Source organism: Desemzia incerta (assembly GCF_900115825.1).
In the GTDB taxonomy this organism is placed as follows: Bacteria; Bacillota; Bacilli; order Lactobacillales; family Carnobacteriaceae; genus Desemzia; species Desemzia incerta.
Genome location: NZ_FOXW01000001.1, coordinates 103273 through 122080 on the forward strand (window position 1 = coordinate 103273; position 18808 = coordinate 122080).

Below are 18808 nucleotides of genomic sequence, written 5' to 3' on the forward strand. Positions count from 1 at the left end.
AATGATGTATTATGAGACTGACCGAGAACAGGAAATCTTAAAGTATCTTCCCTTGGTCGAAAAAGTAGTGAATGGGTTGAATATCAAGCGAAGCGATTATGAACGGTCTGATTTGATCAACATGGGCGTGATCGGGTTGATGGATGCATTAAATAAATTCGATCATTCGAAGAAAGTTCCTTTTGAAGGGTATGCTTATATTCGAATCAAAGGTGCTATCATTGATGAAGTGCGTAAAACGTCTAAAGTCTCCCGGTCTCGCATCACGAAATTGAACGATTTCTACAAAGCCAAAGAGAAATTGGAAAAGACGCTGATGCGTACACCTTCGGATCATGAAATTTGCGCAGAATTAGGAATCGGAGAAAAAGAGTTGAGTAAGATTCACGAAACTGTTCATCAGTTAGCTTCGGTATCTTTAGAAGATGTGCTGTTTTCTGAAGAAGGGCATGATGTTGAGATACAGGATGTTTTGGAAGATACCACTGCAGTGAATTCTGAAGAGGCTCTTTTAGAGATCGAACGAAAAGAAATGTTAGCTTTAGCGATCAAAAAGTTAGACGAGCGTGAGCAGCAGATTTTAAACATGCTGTATATAGAAGAATTAAGTTTAAAAGAAATTGCATTCGTATACGATTTATCGATTCCGCGTATTTCCCAGATTCATGGGAAAATGATTGTAAAATTAAAGAGTCATATGAAAGAGGCTTATAATGATTAGAGGATTTATTACCACAAATAGAAACTTACATATATTAGAAAAAAAGCAGGAAAATTTAAGTACGACTGTTGCTAATTTAAATACAGTCGGATATAAAGAGCAAGAAATCATCCAAAGCAGTTTAGTGGAGCAAAACTTGTTTAACCGATTAGATGGTCCAGAATTGAATCAGCAGTTCAATGTTGGGGGACTGTCATTAGGGAGTCAGATTGATGAAGTGTACCGTGATTTTAGCCAAGGCGGTATCAAATTAACCAACTCATCAACTGACTTAGCACTTCAAGGTGAGGCATTCTTTACGGTTCAAACGGCGAATGGCGAAACGATGTATACACGTAACGGAAACTTCACGGTAGATGCAGAAGGGTTCCTGGCGACTCAAGAAGGTCATCAAGTAATGAGCACTGCCAATACACCGATTCAAGTAGGCAGTATGGAGTTTATGGTCTCAACGGATGGTACGATTCTTGAAACGGGGCAGCAACTGCAATTAACCAGTTTTGCTGATCCTGCTGGACTGACTAGTCAAGGAGATACGTTATTTTCAGGGAATGGCGGGATGATGGCTAACGATACAGCCGTTTTCCAATCAGCAGTCGAAACGGCTAACGCCAATACAGCGGACGTGATGATTGATTTGATGCAAGTGTCCAGAGAATACGAAGCGAATCAAAAAATCTTGCAAGCAGCAGATCAAACCTTGCAAAAAGCCGTCAATGAATTAGGAAAAGTGTAAAGCTGTTTTAAGATAGCTGGATAAAAGGGAGATTGGAGAAATAAAATGAGTATTTCTTTAAGCACAAGCAGAAGCGGAATCCATGCACATCAAAAAGCTATGGATGCTATTGCTAATGACATTTCAAATGTCAATACAACTGGATACAAATCAAAGCAAGTCAATTTCCGTGAATTGATGACCAATCAATTAGCTGAAGATAAATTGCTTTTATCCGATAATGCAGAAGGCGGAGAAATCGGCGTAGGGTCATTAAGCGGAGTAACAACTTCGAATTTCAAACAAGGATCTTTGACTGAGAGCCAAGGGGAGTTTCACATGGCTGTTGCTGGAAACGGCTTTTTTGGAGTCACAGATGCTGCTGGACAGTTTTACCTGACTCGTGATGGCGGATTCCAACTGAATGCTAACGGAACGCTGACAAATGGGAACAATGAATCGTTGTCGATCAATACGACGGTGCCGGTTGATCAATGGCCTGCCGGAAATGTTGCCATACAAGATTCAGGAGCTGTTATGATCTTAGACGACAATGGAAACCAAACCCAAGTAGCTACTATTCCATTGTTTTATCCGAGTGTAGCTGATGCTTTGCAACCTGCAGGAGGAAACAAGTATCAAGTACCAGCCGGAATCGAATTAATGACTTCAAATGGCGACAATGATGCTTTTGGTAGTATCAAGCAAGGTTACTTAGAAATTTCCAATGTAGATTTGGCAACGACTTTTACGGATATGATCGTCACGCAACGAGCTTATTCATTGAATTTAAAAGCCGCTCAAAGTACAGATGAAATTATGGGAATGATCAACAACTTTAAGCAATAAAATCGAAGAATCAACTGTTTTCATTTAAAAACAACCGCTCAAGTCATTAAGATGGGGCGGCTGTTTTTTTGTAACATAAAATAATTCTTTTCAGCTTCTGACATTTGAGCTATGATGAAAGAGAAAAAGCGAGGGATCGATTGTAGTATGTATTTAACAATAGAAAAAACGGCTGAATATTTGAATGTACCTGTCAGCGAAGTCTACCGATTGATTCGTGAAAAACAAGTGCGGACAGTCCAAGTAGATGACGAGCTGTTGCTGAATAAGGAACAATTCAACTTATTTATGAAAGAAATGGAAAAACAAAAAGAAGCGCTGGAAGAGTATTTGAATACACCTATTCCAGAAGATATCGATATTAAGGATGAAGATTGATTTTTATAAGGATGTGACACTTATGAGTAATTATCAATTCATTGCCAGTACGATTGAACTGCCTGAAATTGAGAATCCGCATGTCCATTTGTATTCTATTAATGAAGCTTTAGCGAACGGACTCTCGATAGAGGAAAGTATTTTGGAGATGGATATTGATCCTGACGAACCTGAAGTGCTGCTTTGGTTCGAAAGCGAAGAGTTGTTAGGGGAGATTACAGTGCAAAAAGAGGAAGATGGCTATTATTCTGATCCGTATACTCAATTGCCTTATCGGTATACTTTCGAATGGGGCAGATACACACAAAAAAGAGCGGAAGAAATCATCACTTTTTTGAATCAACATATGCAATCAGGAAGCATAGTAGAGCTTTGGGATACGTGGATGGATGATATTGAAGAACCTGTAGTAAAGATATTATCTCTTGATCATGTTACTCCACAACATATTCAAGCGATATTTGGCAACACAGAGTACGAGAAACCGACAGTTTTGTCCCTACAAAAAAGCTGAAACAAACAGTTTTGAACTGCTTATTTCAGCTTTTTAAATGTTTAACGATTATTTAGCTTTATCTTCACCGATAACTTCTGGATCAGCAGCATCTTCTTCAGGCTCTTCTTCTACACGAGGAGCTGAAACTGTTGCGATCAACGTATCAGGTTCTTCAACAATTTCTACATCTGGAAGTTGTTCTAAGTCAGCAACCGTTAATGTGTCACCAATTTCTAAACTTCCTGCATCCACTGTATATTCTTCAGGCACCTTGTCAGCTACTGTTTCAACAGAAACTTCATAAAGGGCTTGTTCTAATACCCCAATTTTTACATTTTCTGTATTTTCTAAAACCACAGGAACAAAGACCGTTAATTTTTGTCCAGCTTTTAATGTTTGCATACTTACATGTAAAATTTGATTTTTTAATGAATGACGTTGAACTTCTTTAATGTAAACTTGAAGTTTTTTGCCGTCTTCCATGGTAACGTCAAAGATTGCACTATCTCCTTGAGTTTTTAAAACTTCACGGATTTCTTTTTCATTTAAGAGTACAGAAATCGAGCCTTCTTCTTTCCCGTAAATCACGCCTGGGATGTTTTCTGCACGACGATCCTTGTGTGATGCGCCTGTACCGACTGATTCTCTTTTCATAGCTTTGATGTTCATATTACTATTCCCCCTTAAGATAATTACCTTAACATCAATGATACCCCAAATAGAATGGAAATGAAAGCGATATGACTTTTTGGAGCTTTATGTAAAATAAAGCATGGCTCTATTAAGCAAATAAAATGAAACAAATTGGATTGCTTTTAGAGATAGGTAAATTTATTACTTAATACTATAGAAGAAAGACGTTAATGAGAGAGATTTTTACTCACAAGAAAGAGACAAAAAACTAAATTTGTGTGTAAATGACAATATAGTTGGAACAGATCAGCCGAAATACTAGTCGATAGTAAAATAGCGAACGTTTGTTTTGTGAGACAGCTTACAACATCGTTTTTGAGCTGATATAAACTATAAAAGTTGGAAATAGTGCATTTTGAGCATGAATAACGAATAATTACAAAACGTTGCGATAACATGTTGTATTTTACGTAAAGTTTGATTTTGTCATACTTCTGCAATGAACACTTACTTTTAATACAAAAGCAATAAAGAACCATAACAAAAGCTCTTTTTAACAGACTTCTCTTTCGAATCATGGTACTATTCATTTCGTGGCAAAGGAACACTTAATAGAACACTTTAAGAAACACATGAAGGCTATTAAAAATACAAAGAGGTTCTTTTGGAAATGTGGAAGAAAATAAGCATTTGGAATAGAGAGGGAGAAAATAATGAGAAACATAAAGTCAAAATTAGTAGCTGCAGGATCAACTTTAGCAATGGTAGGACTATTCTCAGTAGCTAACCCGTCAGAAGCATCAGCAAACGAATATAACGCTAATTCATGGCAAGCACGTACTGTAGCAGAGGTCAAAGAGGATATCCAAAGTGATGAAACAGGATCAAAATATACTTTCCAATGGGGAGATACATTATCAAGCATCGCTTTAGCAACAGATATTTCTGTAGATTCATTAGTGAAAATCAATGATATCAGCAACGCAGATGTGATTATTGCTGGAAATTCGATTCATTTATCAAGTGATCATTCAGTTGTAACGGTAGAAAACAACAACGAAGTGAAAACTTATAATGTAAGTGAAGAAGAAGTGAAAGAAGTAGAAACGCCAAAAGAAACAAAAGAACAACTAGCTAAAGAAGAAGTTACAGAAGAAGCTGTTGAGACAAAAGCACCAGCTGCTGAAACAACTCAACCGGCTGCAGAAGAAAAATCTGGTGAATGGGTTACTGTAGAAGCTACGGCTTATTCAACAAATCAACCAGAATTAAGTGATACAACGTATACTGGAATCAATTTGAATGAAAATCCAAATGTTATCGCTGTTGACCCAAGTGTTATTCCATTAGGTTCAACGGTATATGTACCAGGATATGGAACATTTATTGCTGGAGATACTGGTAGTGCAATCAAAGGACACCGTATTGATGTCCACATGACTGATTTAAATGCTGCATTACAATTTGGAAGAAAAACATTAGACGTTCAAATTTTGAACTAATAAATGGACAAAATCTGAAAAATTAAAAGAAGAAGGAGCTGGGAAATAATTCCCAGCTCCTTCTTCTTTTACGAATATTGGTTTCGTAAACGCGCTCAAAAAGGCAGCCCCGACATCCACTTCACGAATAATGCTCAAATGGTCTACGACCATCCTGTGCTTATTCGCTCCAGTGATTCGGGCTAAATGCCTTTTTTCCCACTCTCTTCTTTTTTGTTTGAAGATGAGATGAAGGGATTAATACAGCAGCACTCTGATATAGACGATTGTTGCTCCTAAAGCTGCTCCAACAATAAAATAAAGCAGCATCTGTAAAAGCAAGTACCAATCTATTTGATTAGGAGAGCTGTTTTTCTTTTTTTGAGTTGTTTTATTCGTTTCTTCTCGTCGAGATAAGATCAAATATCCCAAACCAACGATGATACCCACAACAGATAATAGAGATTGTGAGACTTCAGGGCGCAGATACCCCATGACCAAGCCCACTAAAGCCGCGAATACTAATAAAGCGTAACGTCTCATCTTATTGGACATACTTCAAACTCCTTCGAGGAATAGATTTTTCATTTATTTTACCATAAAGAATTCCCATCACTGTAATCATTTCATTTGAAAGATGTAAGCCGAAAAAAGAAACGAGACTTCTCAAAGGCTCGTTTCTTTTTGTATTAATATTGCATCAATTTTAATTGAAGAACCGTTTCTTTATCTGAGTGAGTTCCCATTTGAAATTCTTCTTTATACGATTCCGGCCCTTTTCCTGTCAAGATAACGTAATCACCAGGTTGAGCTATTTTTTGAGCTTCTTGAATCGCGATGGTTCGATCCATAATGATATCTATGTGATCCTCTAGCTGAGCTTCTTCAACCAATGTTTCGTAAGTCTGTTTCATTTCCTCTTCATATGTCCCATTTAAATCATCCGTAGTTAAAATAGTGTAATCACTTAATCTATGAGAAGTTTGAAGCATCGGAACACGTTTTGTACTATCCCTATTTCCGCGGAAACCAAATATATGGATGATCTTATTTGCTTTGCATTCTCTAATCGAGTCTATGCAATACTGCAATGCCAAGTCTGTATGTGCATAGTCGCTGATGTAATGAACTCCATCAATTATGGCGAGTGTTTCAAATCTGCCTGGAATGCCAGCGAAATCCTTAAGGCTATCGTTAATATGGTCAATAGTGTAGCCCATATCTACAATTACTCCACTAGCCATAGCTAAGTTGTACACATTGTGCATACCGATCAAAGTAGAATAAATAGTTTCGACTGAACCTTCCGTATCTACTTGAATATCTTTGCCTTTTTTTGATAAGAGTTTAAAAGTGGCTTTTTCGTCATGGCCGATAGTGATGGTTTCAACATTTTTAGCCAGTAACCGTTGAGCTAGATGTTGTCCCCAAGTATCATCGATATTGATGACAGCTTTTCCGTCTGGCTTTAATTTATCAAATAACAAAGCCTTAGCTTCAAAATATTCTTCCATCGTATGGTGATAATCTAAATGATCGTGCTGCAAATTGGTAAATAAAGCATAATCAAACGTTATTCCTTCTAAACGATATTGAGTCAATCCATGAGAAGAGACTTCTACGATAACCACTTGGTCTGTTGATTGAGCCATCATTTGATGAATGAGCAATGCGCTGGGGGTAGTGTTCAGGGATTTAGATGTCTGTCCATTGATCACATATTCTATCGTGCCGATCAACGAAGTAGAATAACCCGCTTTTTCCAATAAATGCTTCAATAAGTAACAGGTCGTTGTTTTACCATTCGTACCAGTCACCCCGATAACGATTTTATTATCAGAAGCATTTCCGTAAAAAGTCTTGCACAATTGTCCAAGCATTTTTCGGCTGTTTTTTGTGAGGACATAAGGAGTATCCCCGATATTGGGTTGAACTGCTTCGCCAATGATCAATGATGCGCCATTTTTTGCAGCGTCTCTTATATAATCATGTCCATCAAATTGGTAACCTTTGATAGCTACAAAGAGCATCCCTGGTTTTACATTTCTTGAATCATCTGTTATACCCGTAACCTCCATTTCAAGATCTACTCCTGAAAATTCAGATAAAGAAGAGAAGGATTCAATTAGTTGTTTTAATTTCATTGTAAAAGTTGCCTCCTTCTATAAGACAATCCATATAGGATAAACGATTTTATTTTGACTATTCTTCCAGAAGAACTGACAAGTCAGTCCTTATACGAATGAGGAAGATAGCCGTCCTGTATTCAAGTATAATTGAATCATTAAACCATATCATTAAAAAAGCTTAATATAAATAACGTTATTCGTAAAAAGGAAAGAGGCATGTATTTCTTGCCTCAATAGAGATGATAAGTAAAGCGAATAAAAATAGAAAAAATACATGAGTATTTGGTAAGAGGAGAAGCACTAGATGAGGTCTGTAGAGTTTTCTTGAAGGTGCATCAACTCTGAATCTAGTTGCTTTGTTTCATAATCGATTAAAGTCAGCAAATCTTTTTCCAGCCATTCCGGTAGTTCTTGATGCATGAAAGAATGAAGAGCTAGAATATTTTCATGAAAATCTGTAGCAGGGCTCAACTTTTTTTGAAGTATTTTTGCAAATTTTTGTTTTTTCTTCAACGCTTTCTTGTTTTGTTCAGAAAGAGAGGCAAAATTTTTGAGCACATAACGATAATGTTTAGCTTTTAGGCGAACATGATGGACTGCTTCTATATCCGTATAATCGAGTTGGTTAATTTTTTCTGCAACCTTTTTGTGTTCTTTCTTGGACCGTTTTTTTACAAATGAAGACAAGTCTTCTGTACCTAGGATCAAAGAAGCCCATTCCACAGATTCGACCCACTGGTACAAATGAGCGAAGACAAGCCGCATTTTCTTCTGGTTGCTTGAATGAATCAGTCTGCGCTGTTCTTTTAATCGCGCTTTAGAGATTAATTCTACAACCCCTTCAGGATCTTCCAGCAAATCGGGTTCTTTGTTACAAATCAACTCGACTTCTTCTAATAAGACATCCAATTCACGCAAACGGGAAAATTGTTTGAACAATTCTTTTGCGGGATTGCGAGCGTCTTGATAAACATTGTCGGGCAATAATGGTTTGAGAAAATTCAATGCAGAACGGAATTGTCTAGTATGGACACGCAATTGATGGACGTTCTCTTTGTCATAAGGAGACGCTAGAAAAGCTTTATGAAAGCTAAGCATATTGTTTAAAGAGTTTCTTAGCAAGATAGCTAAAAGATTTGAAGGATTGTCCTTTATTACACGTAAATTTTTCAATGATTTAGATTGATGAAACCAGAGCAGTTGTGCTTCAGAAGCATTTTTTAGTTGAACGCCTGCACAAGCTCCTTTGCCAAATGGCAGCAGCGATCCCGTCAACTGTTCAACCCAAGTACTTAAAGTTGGCTCATGTCCTACAATAATGATGGTGCAATGTTTTGTTGTACTTTCGATTTCAGACAAAAGCTGATCATAATCTCCTTCAACAATAAAACCTTGTTCTATAATAGGCAGTCCACCTAATGAGCGGGAAATAATCTCAGCAGTTTCAACAGCACGTGATAGAGGACTGGACCAAATTAAAATCTCTTTCTCCATATTAATCAAGTAGTGAAGAATAGGAGCGGAATATTCCAACTTTTTTCTACCTTCAGAAGTTAGAGTACGATTAAAATCTTCTTCTACTACTTCTTTGTTTTCAGCAATCCCGTGACGAAAAAAGCATACGAATCGACTCACAGCACTCATCCTTTCTTGACGGTAAAACCATTTTAAAACAGAGGAGACATCTTTTCTAGTTTGACAACTCTATTATCGCTTCTTTATCGGTTTATTTCCACTAATAAGACATTGTTCTACCCATAAAAACACCCAATAATAGAAGGAAATCAAATAGTATAAAAATCTCCTTTAGTTTCTATTTTGAATATGATATGATGGAATTTAATTTATGAAAAAATGATTAAAATTTTAATCAGTAGGAGGAACCACAATGAAAAAAACAAAAATTGGTTTAGTGCCAAAATTAATTATTGCCATTGTTTTAGGTATTGTATTTGGGCAACTAGACGTCTTACCCGCTATTATTTTGCAGATTCCAATTACAATATCCAGTTTGTTTAGTAGTTTATTATCTTTTATAATTCCACTAATGATTATTGGTTATGTAATAGTTGGGATAGCAGATCTCACTCAAGGAGCCGGTAAACTACTTGGTGCGACTACACTTATTTCTTATGGATCAACACTAGTAGGTGGAGTAATCGCCTATACGATTGCTTCCATTGTTTTCCCAATGTTCATTACTCCAGAATTGAGTCAAAAAGTTACTGAAAGTGGAGAAGGGTTGGCAGCATTGTTTACCATTCCTTTAGAACCAATGTTAGATGTAACTTCCGCTATTGTATTTGCTTTCTTATTTGGTATTGGTATCTCTTGGTTGAGAGGACAGAACAAAGGAGAGACGATCTATCATTTCTTTAGTGATTTTAGTGCCATTATCACGCGTATATTGAACACATTAGTTATTCCTGGATTACCTATTTATATCTTCGGAAACTTTGTAAACTTGAGTTACACTGGATCTATTCAATCTATCCTATCTGTTTTCTGGAGAGTTTTTTTGGTTGTGTTAGCTTTGCAGTTAATAGGAGTCCTAGCTTTGTTTGTCATTGCAGGTATCTACCGAAAAGAAAAACCATGGCAATTTATTAAGAACCAAGTACCAGGCTATATTACGGCTCTAGGAACACAATCTTCAGCTGCTACTATTCCTGTTAACATAGAAATTGCTCGTAAAAACGGGGTATCGCGTCAAATCAGAGAGTTTGTAGTACCTTTGTGTGCGACAATCCATTTATACGGAAGTATCACAACAGTTATTTCATGTGTAACAGCTGTTTTGATCATGTACGATATGCCTTATGATTTTCAACTGATGATGGGATTCATCTTGATACTTGGAATAGCTATGGTGGCAGCACCAGGAGCGCCAGGTGGGGCAATCATGAGTGCTCTTCCTTTTCTAACTGTCGTAGGAATTTCAGCAACTGGACCAATCGCTACTTTATTGATTTCTCTTTATTTGACGCAAGATAGTTTTGGAACTGCGGCAAATGTTTCAGGAGACAATGCGATTGCTTTGATGGTGGATAAAATCTATCATACTAAAATTTTAAAAGAAAAAAATTGGGTTCCAACTAGAGGTAAACCAATCAACAGTGAAGTTCTGTAATAATCAATAAATAGTTGCCCAGACAAAAACCCCCATCTCTACTAGTGATAGAAAACTAGTGGAGATGGGGGTTTAGTCATGTTCAATGGTCAATACTTAAAAGGTCATGTAAGAACCTGGTCCGATTGGAAGACCGCTGAAATACCAACCGATCAACATGATCAACCAAACTACTAAGAAAGACATCGAGTAAGGAAGCATGGTTGAAATCAGGGTTCCTAAACCGCTCTTTGGTTCGTAACGTTTCATAAAGACTAATACCATAGCAAAGTAACTCATTAAAGGAGTAATAATGTTGCTGGTAGAGTCGGCGATACGGTAAGCGATTTGCGTCAATTCAGGTGTTAACCCTACATTGAACAGCATAGGGATGAAGATTGGTGCCATAATAGCCCATTTCGCTGAAGCAGAACCTAAGAATAAATCTAAAAAGGCTGCTAACAGTGTGAAAGCGATGATTAATGGAATACCGGTAAATCCAACTGATTCCAAAAACTCTGCCCCATTTACTGACAAAATCATACCTAAGTTGGTATAAGAGAAGTAACTGATGAATTGAGCTGCAAAGAACGCAAGAACGATATAACCGCCCATTGAACTCATTGATTGAGTCATACCTTCGACCAAATCGTTACTGTTTTTTATTTTCCCTACTGTTTTTCCATAAACGAAACCAGGAATCACAAATAATAGGAAGATTGCAAAAATCAAACCTTGGCTTAAGAAATTGTCCATCGTCATCAACCCAGTGTCTTCGTTAAGAGCACGAAGCGGAGCATTTTCCGGAACAAGCATCAAACCAATAATAAAGACGTATACTAGTACAGATAAACCAGCTAGTTTCAAACCTTTGTGTTGAAGATCAGTTAGAGGCTCGTCATCCGGTTTGTATGAACCTTTGTATTCGCCTAACTTAGGTTCAATAACTTTCTCGGTAATAATCGTTCCAACGATCGTTAACAGGAATGTTGAAACAACCATGAAATACCAGTTCCCTGTTACAGCCATTTCATAATCAATATTGGCACTTTCTAAAGCCGCATTAGTGATACCCGTCAAAAGAGCATCTGTAGGTCCAATCACTAAGTTTGCTGAATACCCTCCAGATACCCCTGCAAAAGCAGCGGCCAAACCAGCGAGCGGATGTCTTCCAGCTCCAGCAAATACAATAGCTCCCAATGGAATAATGACAACATACCCAGCATCAGAAGCAATATTCGATACGATACCTGCGAAAACCACTACAGAAGTTAGTAATGCTGTAGGAACCGATTTGATCAGTTTTTTCAATGCATCTCCAATCAATCCAGACCATTCTGCAACTCCAACCCCCAGCATAGCTACCAATACAGTTCCTAAAGGAGCAAAACCAGTAAAGTTGGTTGTCGCGTTGTTAAAAATGAAACTCAACCCTTCACCATTAAATAGTGAGACAGCTTCAATGGTGACTTCTTCACCAAGCCGAGCATCCACAAAAGTTGCGGCTAACCCTGCACGTACTGCAATTTCTGAAATAACAATAACCATAAGTGCTAGAATAACAAATAATATTGCGGGATGTGGCAACTTATTCCCGACATTTTCAATTATCCCTAAAAAACCCTTAGACCTTTCTTTCGTAGGTCGTTCTTTCTTGCTCATTTTCTATTCCCCCGTTTATATATTTCTCTTCGTGATATAAATAAAAGAGAAGTATTTATCGGTCCCTATTAACCGATAATTTTTATATTACAGGATTTCAAAAGGGGGGTCAATGAACTTACGTAAGTGAATAGGTCATAGCAAGTATTGTATTCGCTAACAATATTTATAAATAAAGTTTTTAAAATGTTCAGAATTTTTAAAAAAGAACCTGAATCCACCAATAGGCTAAAGTTGCTATCGGTGAATTCTGGTTCTATCTTATTCTTTTTGGAATAGTGTCGGCGACTTGCCGTAATATTTTTTGAATAATTTGCTGAAATAATAGGCGTCTTGGTAACCTACTAATTGAGACACTTGACGGATGCTGATATCTAAGTTGTCCTCAATCATTTCTTTCGCTTTTAACAAACGCAATTGGATAAGGTAGTTGATAACGGTTTCACCTGTATGTTCTTTAAAAGCTCTAGACAGCGAAGTTGGGCTTGTGTAAAAATGATCGGCGATTTGATTTAATGTCAGATCTTCCATGTAGTGATTCTCTAAGTACTGAACAACTTCTTCTATCAAGGTTAGTTTTTCTTTTTCATCCGCGGTCAATAATAAAGAACTTTCATTGACAGGCAAGATGGAAGCGTCTCTAAGCAAGAGAACAAAAAGTTTCAAAATCAACCCTTTTAATAATAGCTCGGAACCTGTTCTGAACTGTTCGCGTTCCTTGAGGATCTCATCGCAGCTGTCAAAAAAGTTCTGTCGGTTTTTTGACAAGCGGATGATAGGTTCTTTTATAGGGAAATAATCCCTTGGAAATAGATCGATCGTAAAATTACGGATTCCTATATGAATTTGCCTATTTTTCATATCAGAAGGCATATACTCATAATGACTGACTCCAGGGTTTAATAAAAGCACAGTCGGTTCTGTTAGGTGAGTCGTTTTTCCTTCTATATTATAGAAAACTTCTCCGCTGACAAGGATACTCATTTCTACGAAATCATGATGGTGGTTTTTTCCATCAAATGGTCCTTTGGAATCTGCATCAAAAATGTAAAGAATTTCTGGATTAAACGTTTTAGCATCGATTTTAAGCATCCCTTCACCCCCATACATTCTATTGACATAAAATGTAAACTCACGTGTATTATATGCTTTTTTCAAACAAATAACTATCACAATAAGAAAACTTTTGGATACAGTTAGTTCAATTATAAAGTATTTAAAAATTGAACTCAAAAAGGATGATCAAAAGTTTCCTTGAAGAATTGAGAAACGATCTTCACATGTTGAATTTCAGTTGCGTGCCTCAGCTCCTCGGATAAAATCATTGCCTGTTTTGAGAATAAAGAGGATTCTCTAAACAGGCAATAGATTTTTCTGTCGGAGCTAAACGAGGCACTCCGCATGTTTATTATCAGCTGCGAGGCCTAGCAACTGTGCAAAAAAGATAAATTTTGGTTGGGATAGAAAGCATCCCAATCAAAATTTCCTATTTTTGCTTCGTTGCTGTCAAGTCCTCTCCGCATGAAGTAATTTTATCCATTGTTTTTGTTGGTTATGTCCATTTTATGTGGGGTGGTTTTGGCTTAAGATTTGGGTAAGAGATTTATTGGGGGGAGTGAGAGTATGTCTAGTTTTCGTTGGATATGGGGTTACATTAAGCCGTACAAGGTGTATTGGTTTTGGGCGAGTTTGTGGACGGTTATTGTGGCGTTGTTAAATGTGGTAACGCCGTATATTGGTGGAATGATCGTTGATGAGGTCATCAATAAGGAAAGAGGGTCTTTATTGGTGCCGTTGTTAGTGATTATGATTGTTGCTACGGTGTTGCGGACGGTATTGCGGTATGTGTACCAAATGATGTTTGAAACGACAGGCCAGAATGTATTGTTTAAGATCAGAGAAGACCTGTACACAAAGCTGCAAGAAATGGACTTTGTTTTTTTCAATACGACTCGTGTTGGAGATATCATGGCGCGTATGACAGGGGATACGGATGCGATCCGTCATGCGGTTTCGTGGGTTTATTTTAACATTTTGGACAGTGCGATATTGTTTATTTCAGCCATCATTTTTTTAGGCGCCATTCAGTGGCGATTGATGCTCTCTATGTTGATCATCACGCCATTCATTGGAATATTGACTGTCATGTTGTCTTCTCGCGCAAATGCTGCTTACTATGAGATTCGAGAAAGTTTTTCGAGATTGAACTCTATGGTAGAAGAAAATATTGGAGGAAACAAAGTCGTTAAGGCTTTCGCCAATGAGGATTACGAGACAAAAAAATTCAATAAACGAAATGAAGATTACAGAGAACGCAATTTGTTTTCTGCCGAAATCTCAAGAACCTATTTGCCGGTTTTAGAAACTTTGGCCGGGCTACTGTCTGTCATAACTATCGGATTAGGCGGGTTCTTTGTTATTAGAGGAATCATGACAGTCGGAGAATTGGTTGCTTTTAGCGGGCTGACTTGGATGCTGAACGTACCGATGCGGAGTATAGGGATGTTTATGAATGACTCCCAACGGTTTATCACAGCAACGTATAAAATCAGACAAATGTTGTCTGCTAAACCTCTGATTCCAGTGGAACAGCAAAGAAGAGAGCAACGGATTCGAGGAGAAGTGGAATTTCAGCATGTTTCTTTTGCCTTTGCTGATGACCCAGAGAACAAAGTATTGGAAGACATTTCATTGAAAGCTAGTCCTGGGCAAACTATAGGGATTTTAGGAGAAACCGGTTCAGGTAAATCAACGTTAGTAAACTTGATTTCCAGATTTTTTGATCCTACTGAAGGCAGAGTGCTGATTGATGGAGAGGATATAAAAAATTGGAACGTACGCGAATTGCGACAAAATATTTCTATCGTCATGCAAGATGTGTTTCTGTTCTCAGATACGATTCAAGAGAACATTTCTTATGGTACTCCAGAAGCTCCAATTGAAACTATTCGAGAAATGGCCAAAGTGGCTGATGCCAGTCCTTTTATTGAAAAAATGCCGGAAAAATACGGCACGTATTTGGGTGAACGAGGCAGCGGACTTTCTGGGGGACAAAAACAGCGGCTATCATTAGCTCGCGGATTGATGAAAAATCCAGCAATTTTAATTTTAGACGACACGACTTCTGCAGTAGATATGGAAACAGAAGTGAAAATTCAAGATGCTATGAGAAGAGTCAGCCAAGAAAAAACAACTTTCATTATTGCGAACCGAATTTCTTCTGTAAAAGCTGCGGATGAAATCGTGATCTTATCCAAAGGTAGAATCGTTGAACGCGGACGTCATAGCGAGCTGCTTCAAAAACGCGGCGCGTATTACGACATTTATAGAGAACAACTTGGCCAATCTGAAGTAGAGGAGGCGTTTGATGATGGCACAGAATAGGTTGGAGGAAGAACAACAACTAGGAACCAAATTCAACACCGAAAACTACACAAGAATTGCTAAGTATTTACTGCCATATAAAAGTTCCATTGCTAAAATATTTGGAGTAATCATTTTCTCCAATATCGTGCTTGTTCTAGGACCTTTCTTAACAAGTGTTGTTATCGATGAGACTATTCCGAACCAAGATGCTACACAGCTTTTGTGGATCACGATTATTTACACGTTGGCAACCATTTTGAATGGAGCCGCTATTCGTTACCGGTTATACAATATTCCATTACTGGGACAAAATGTCTTACGAGATATGCGGTATGACTTGTTCACTCATTTACAGCGCTTATCTTTCTCATTTTACGACAGCAGACCTCACGGAAAAATTTTGACCAGAGTGGTCAACTATATCAATACGTTGAGCGATTTGCTATCAAATGGGGTCATCAATGTGTTGTCAGATATATTAAGTATTTTAGTGACATTAGTATTTATGTTTTCTTTAGACGTCACGCTTACTTTATATAGTTTCATTCTGCTGCCGATTTTATTTGTGATCACATTGGTAATAAAGAACAAACAACGGATCGCATATGATGAATTAAGTGCAGAACAAGCCAACTTAAATGCCTACATTCATGAAAGTATCGCAGGGATTAAAACAACTCAATCCTACACGCGCGAAGGAATGAACTACGAGATTTTTTCTCAGTTCAGCGACAATCAGCGAAAAGCATGGATGAGAGCTGTTCGGGTTCAATTCTTACTGGGACCAATCGTTCAAAACATCGCCACCATAACGATCGCGTTTATTTACTTCGCCGGAATCAGCGGGTTAGGCGTAAACGTTTCGACTGGTATTTTGATTGCTTTTGTCGGATACGTCAATAACTTTTGGAACCCAATCATTAATTTAGGAAACTTTTACAACTCATTGGTATCTGGATCCGTTTATTTAGAACGAATATTCGAATTGATGGACATTGAACCTAGTGTGAAGGATTCAGAGGATGCTTTTGAAATGCCGCCGGTAAAAGGAGACGTAGAGTTTAGAGATGTGACTTTTGGATACAAAGAAGGGCAAACGATTTTTGAAGAATTGAATTTCCATGTAAAACCAGGAGAAACGATTGCTTTAGTGGGTCCAACAGGAGCTGGTAAATCAACGATTACCAACTTGATCAGCCGATTTTACGATGTACAAAAGGGATCGATTTTGATTGATGGGATCGATATTCGCGATGTTACATTAGACTCTTTGCGCAACCAAGTAGGTGTCATGCTGCAAGATACATTCATCTTTTCAGGTACGATTCTAGAAAATATCCGGTACGGAAAATTAGACGCCACACATGAAGAAATCGTTGAAGCCGCAAAAATCGTTCGAGCAGATGAATTTATCAGCGGAATGAAGCATGGGTATCGTACGATCGTTCAAGAAAGAGGAAGTACCTTATCAGCCGGGCAAAGGCAGTTGATTTCATTTGCCAGAACGCTATTGGCTGATCCTAAGGTATTGATTCTTGACGAAGCAACTTCAAGTATCGACACTCAAACAGAAGTCCTTTTACAAGAAGGTCTGGATCGATTATTGGAAGGTCGAACAGCTTTTATCGTCGCCCATCGCTTATCAACGATTCGAAATAGTGACCGTATATTCTATATCGGAGACAAGAAAATTCTGGAATCCGGCAGTCACGAAGAATTGATGCAGCAAAAAGGCTTATATTACCAACTGTACCGAACACAGTCTGAGTTATTGAAGAAAGTATAAAAAGCTGCAGCACAAAAAAGCAACTCTATAGTGAGACTCAAAATGAGCCGAACTATAGAGTTGCTTTTTTTAAGTGGCGATTACACATTATTTTTTTCCTTGTTCAATCCAATAATCGGCGATTGTACCCATTTTAGACAAGCTACAAACAACGATCCCCAAACCAAGTAAAGCCAGCAGTAACATCAATCTCCCGTCCTTTCTATGATTTAACGTTGTTCTAAATATTTCTACTCACTCATCACTTTCTGCGTCTAGCACTATAAGAGAGAAGACCTCTTGTGATCAATGCCGTCCCGATGATAAATAAAAACCAAAACAGTAAAAAACGGTTCAAAGAAAGGTGATCCGGCACAAAGTAATTTTTAAAGAAAAGAGTCATAATTGCTGCATCCACTATAAGATAATAAATCAATCGTTGTTTTTTCAAACTCATCTAAAAACCACCTAAAAGTTAGTTGTACGATCTTTTATAGTTATCCAAACGTAAGTTTTCATCTAAAGTATACCATTCCACAAGTGGCTTGCAATCGTTTTTATAACAAATCCGATTTATTAAAGATGCAGTCCTTAATGCTTTGACTTTTTTCGCGCTCTGACTGATTTTGTGGTAATCTAGTTAGTATGAATAATTTGAAAAGAGGCTATTTTGAATGAGTGGAAAAATTTATCAAGCAAAACATTTAGTGAAATATTATGAGTGTGATACGACTAAAAAAATGACTTTACCTATGTTAGTAAATATTATGGTACATACTTCTGGGGAGCAGAGTCACCTTTTAGGTGTGAGTGATGAAGTGGTAAATGAAAGAGGTTTGTCATGGATCATTCTGCAATATGAAATGAAATTCAATAGAATGCCGGAATTTGCAGAAGAAATCACGATCACTACTCAAGCGATATCATACAATAAACTGTTTTGTTACCGTGAGTTTAAAGTATATGGAGCTGACGGAAAAGAATGTGCAACAGCTATGACGACGTTTGCTTTAATCGATACTGAAAAACGGAAAATGTCTCGTATTCCGGATGATCTTGTAGAGCCTTATGAAGCACCTTTTGATAAAAAATTAGTTCGGACTCCTAAACCAGAAAAAGTGGGCGAGGATGCATCTTCAACAGAATACCGCGTGCGCTTCTTGGATATTGATCGGAATCAACATGTGAATAACTCGAAATATTTTGAATGGGCCATTGATGCGTTAGAATACGATTTCTTGATTCAATACGAGTTTGATGCAGTAAATATCAAATTTGAAAAAGAAGTTCATTACGGAAATATGATTTCCAGCGAATTCAGTAGGACAGAACTGGAAGATGGTAAAGTGTTGACAGCTCATCGAATCAGAACAGATGAAACTGTCAATTGTGAACTAAGTGTCGTGTGGAGGAAGCGATAAGTTAGAAAAAACATTTTTTGTCCTTGAGTTTTTCTGATTCGCCTAGTATACTTATAAAAAGTAAGTTAATAAACGAATTGTAA

At 37.5% G+C, this 18808-nt stretch carries 18 protein-coding genes; 10 read left to right on the forward strand and 8 right to left on the reverse strand.

Annotated features, from left to right (window positions below):
• Positions 1 to 4: 4 nt before the first annotated feature.
• The 5 genes from BM137_RS00520 (at position 5) to BM137_RS00540 (ending at position 3177) form a co-directional block, all read left to right on the forward strand.
• Positions 5 to 721, forward strand: coding sequence for a sigma-70 family RNA polymerase sigma factor (locus BM137_RS00520; protein ID WP_092479600.1), 717 nt, complete (start codon positions 5 to 7; stop codon positions 719 to 721).
• Positions 714 to 1457, forward strand: a complete 744-nt coding sequence (locus BM137_RS00525) for a flagellar hook-basal body protein (protein ID WP_092479107.1) — start codon at positions 714 to 716, stop codon at positions 1455 to 1457. The genes BM137_RS00520 and BM137_RS00525 overlap by 8 nt, the downstream gene beginning before the upstream one ends.
• 45 nt (positions 1458 to 1502) lie before the next feature.
• Positions 1503 to 2285, forward strand: coding sequence for a flagellar hook-basal body protein (locus tag BM137_RS00530; protein WP_092479109.1), 783 nt, complete (start codon positions 1503 to 1505; stop codon positions 2283 to 2285).
• Between the two features lie 147 nt (positions 2286 to 2432).
• Positions 2433 to 2663 carry an excisionase family DNA-binding protein gene (locus BM137_RS00535; protein ID WP_092479111.1) on the forward strand — a complete coding sequence of 77 codons (231 nt, stop codon included), beginning with the start codon at positions 2433 to 2435 and terminating at the stop codon, positions 2661 to 2663.
• A 22-nt stretch (positions 2664 to 2685) separates the two neighbouring features.
• Positions 2686 to 3177: a hypothetical protein gene (locus tag BM137_RS00540; RefSeq protein ID WP_092479113.1), complete on the forward strand. Its 492-nt coding sequence runs from the start codon at positions 2686 to 2688 to the stop codon at positions 3175 to 3177.
• Between the two features lie 48 nt (positions 3178 to 3225).
• On the opposite strand, the gene BM137_RS00545 is transcribed toward BM137_RS00540, so the two are convergent.
• Positions 3226 to 3828 (reverse strand): 50S ribosomal protein L25, encoded by a 603-nt coding sequence (locus BM137_RS00545; RefSeq protein ID WP_092479115.1) that lies wholly within the window; start codon positions 3826 to 3828, stop codon positions 3226 to 3228.
• 677 nt (positions 3829 to 4505) lie between these two features.
• Between BM137_RS00545 and BM137_RS00550 the strand changes: the two genes are divergently transcribed.
• Complete coding sequence (locus tag BM137_RS00550) at positions 4506 to 5294, forward strand: 3D domain-containing protein (RefSeq protein WP_092479117.1); 789 nt, start codon at positions 4506 to 4508, stop codon at positions 5292 to 5294.
• Here the strand turns inward: BM137_RS00550 and BM137_RS11240 are convergent.
• The 4 genes from BM137_RS11240 to BM137_RS00565 form a co-directional block, all read right to left on the reverse strand.
• The gene (locus BM137_RS11240; protein ID WP_177192453.1) at positions 5271 to 5447 is read right to left on the reverse strand and encodes a hypothetical protein; all 177 of its coding nucleotides are present in this window, start codon (positions 5445 to 5447) and stop codon (positions 5271 to 5273) included. The two genes, BM137_RS00550 and BM137_RS11240, sit on opposite strands and share 24 nt — an antisense overlap.
• An 84-nt stretch (positions 5448 to 5531) precedes the next feature.
• Positions 5532 to 5828, reverse strand: coding sequence for a hypothetical protein (locus tag BM137_RS00555; protein WP_092479119.1), 297 nt, complete (start codon positions 5826 to 5828; stop codon positions 5532 to 5534).
• A 134-nt stretch (positions 5829 to 5962) separates the two neighbouring features.
• The gene (locus BM137_RS00560; RefSeq protein ID WP_092479121.1) at positions 5963 to 7417 is read right to left on the reverse strand and encodes a UDP-N-acetylmuramoyl-L-alanyl-D-glutamate--2,6-diaminopimelate ligase; all 1455 of its coding nucleotides are present in this window, start codon (positions 7415 to 7417) and stop codon (positions 5963 to 5965) included.
• A 285-nt stretch (positions 7418 to 7702) separates the two neighbouring features.
• Entirely contained in the window at positions 7703 to 9037 is a 1335-nt protein-coding gene (locus tag BM137_RS00565; protein WP_177192454.1) for a CHAD domain-containing protein, read from the reverse strand.
• A 253-nt stretch (positions 9038 to 9290) separates the two neighbouring features.
• Between BM137_RS00565 and BM137_RS00570 the strand changes: the two genes are divergently transcribed.
• Positions 9291 to 10532 carry a dicarboxylate/amino acid:cation symporter gene (locus BM137_RS00570; protein WP_092479125.1) on the forward strand — a complete coding sequence of 414 codons (1242 nt, stop codon included), beginning with the start codon at positions 9291 to 9293 and terminating at the stop codon, positions 10530 to 10532.
• A gap of 96 nt (positions 10533 to 10628) precedes the next feature.
• Here the strand turns inward: BM137_RS00570 and BM137_RS00575 are convergent, their stop codons facing one another.
• Positions 10629 to 12173, reverse strand: a complete 1545-nt coding sequence (locus tag BM137_RS00575; protein WP_092479127.1) for an AbgT family transporter — start codon at positions 12171 to 12173, stop codon at positions 10629 to 10631.
• A 261-nt stretch (positions 12174 to 12434) separates the two neighbouring features.
• The gene (locus BM137_RS00580) at positions 12435 to 13265 is read right to left on the reverse strand and encodes an AraC family transcriptional regulator (protein WP_177192455.1); all 831 of its coding nucleotides are present in this window, start codon (positions 13263 to 13265) and stop codon (positions 12435 to 12437) included.
• Between the two features lie 531 nt (positions 13266 to 13796).
• Here BM137_RS00580 and BM137_RS00585 point away from each other — a divergent pair.
• Both BM137_RS00585 and BM137_RS00590 read left to right on the forward strand, forming a co-directional pair.
• The gene (locus tag BM137_RS00585; RefSeq protein ID WP_092479131.1) at positions 13797 to 15557 is read left to right on the forward strand and encodes an ABC transporter ATP-binding protein; all 1761 of its coding nucleotides are present in this window, start codon (positions 13797 to 13799) and stop codon (positions 15555 to 15557) included.
• Complete coding sequence (locus BM137_RS00590; RefSeq protein ID WP_092479601.1) at positions 15544 to 17325, forward strand: ABC transporter ATP-binding protein; 1782 nt, start codon at positions 15544 to 15546, stop codon at positions 17323 to 17325. Before BM137_RS00585 ends, BM137_RS00590 begins: the two co-directional genes overlap by 14 nt.
• A 241-nt stretch (positions 17326 to 17566) precedes the next feature.
• On the opposite strand, the gene BM137_RS00595 is transcribed toward BM137_RS00590, so the two are convergent.
• Positions 17567 to 17761, reverse strand: a complete 195-nt coding sequence (locus tag BM137_RS00595) for a hypothetical protein (RefSeq protein WP_092479133.1) — start codon at positions 17759 to 17761, stop codon at positions 17567 to 17569.
• A 217-nt stretch (positions 17762 to 17978) separates the two neighbouring features.
• Between BM137_RS00595 and BM137_RS00600 the strand changes: the two genes are divergently transcribed.
• Positions 17979 to 18725, forward strand: a complete 747-nt coding sequence (locus BM137_RS00600; protein WP_092479135.1) for an acyl-[acyl-carrier-protein] thioesterase — start codon at positions 17979 to 17981, stop codon at positions 18723 to 18725.
• Positions 18726 to 18808: the final 83 nt, after the last annotated feature.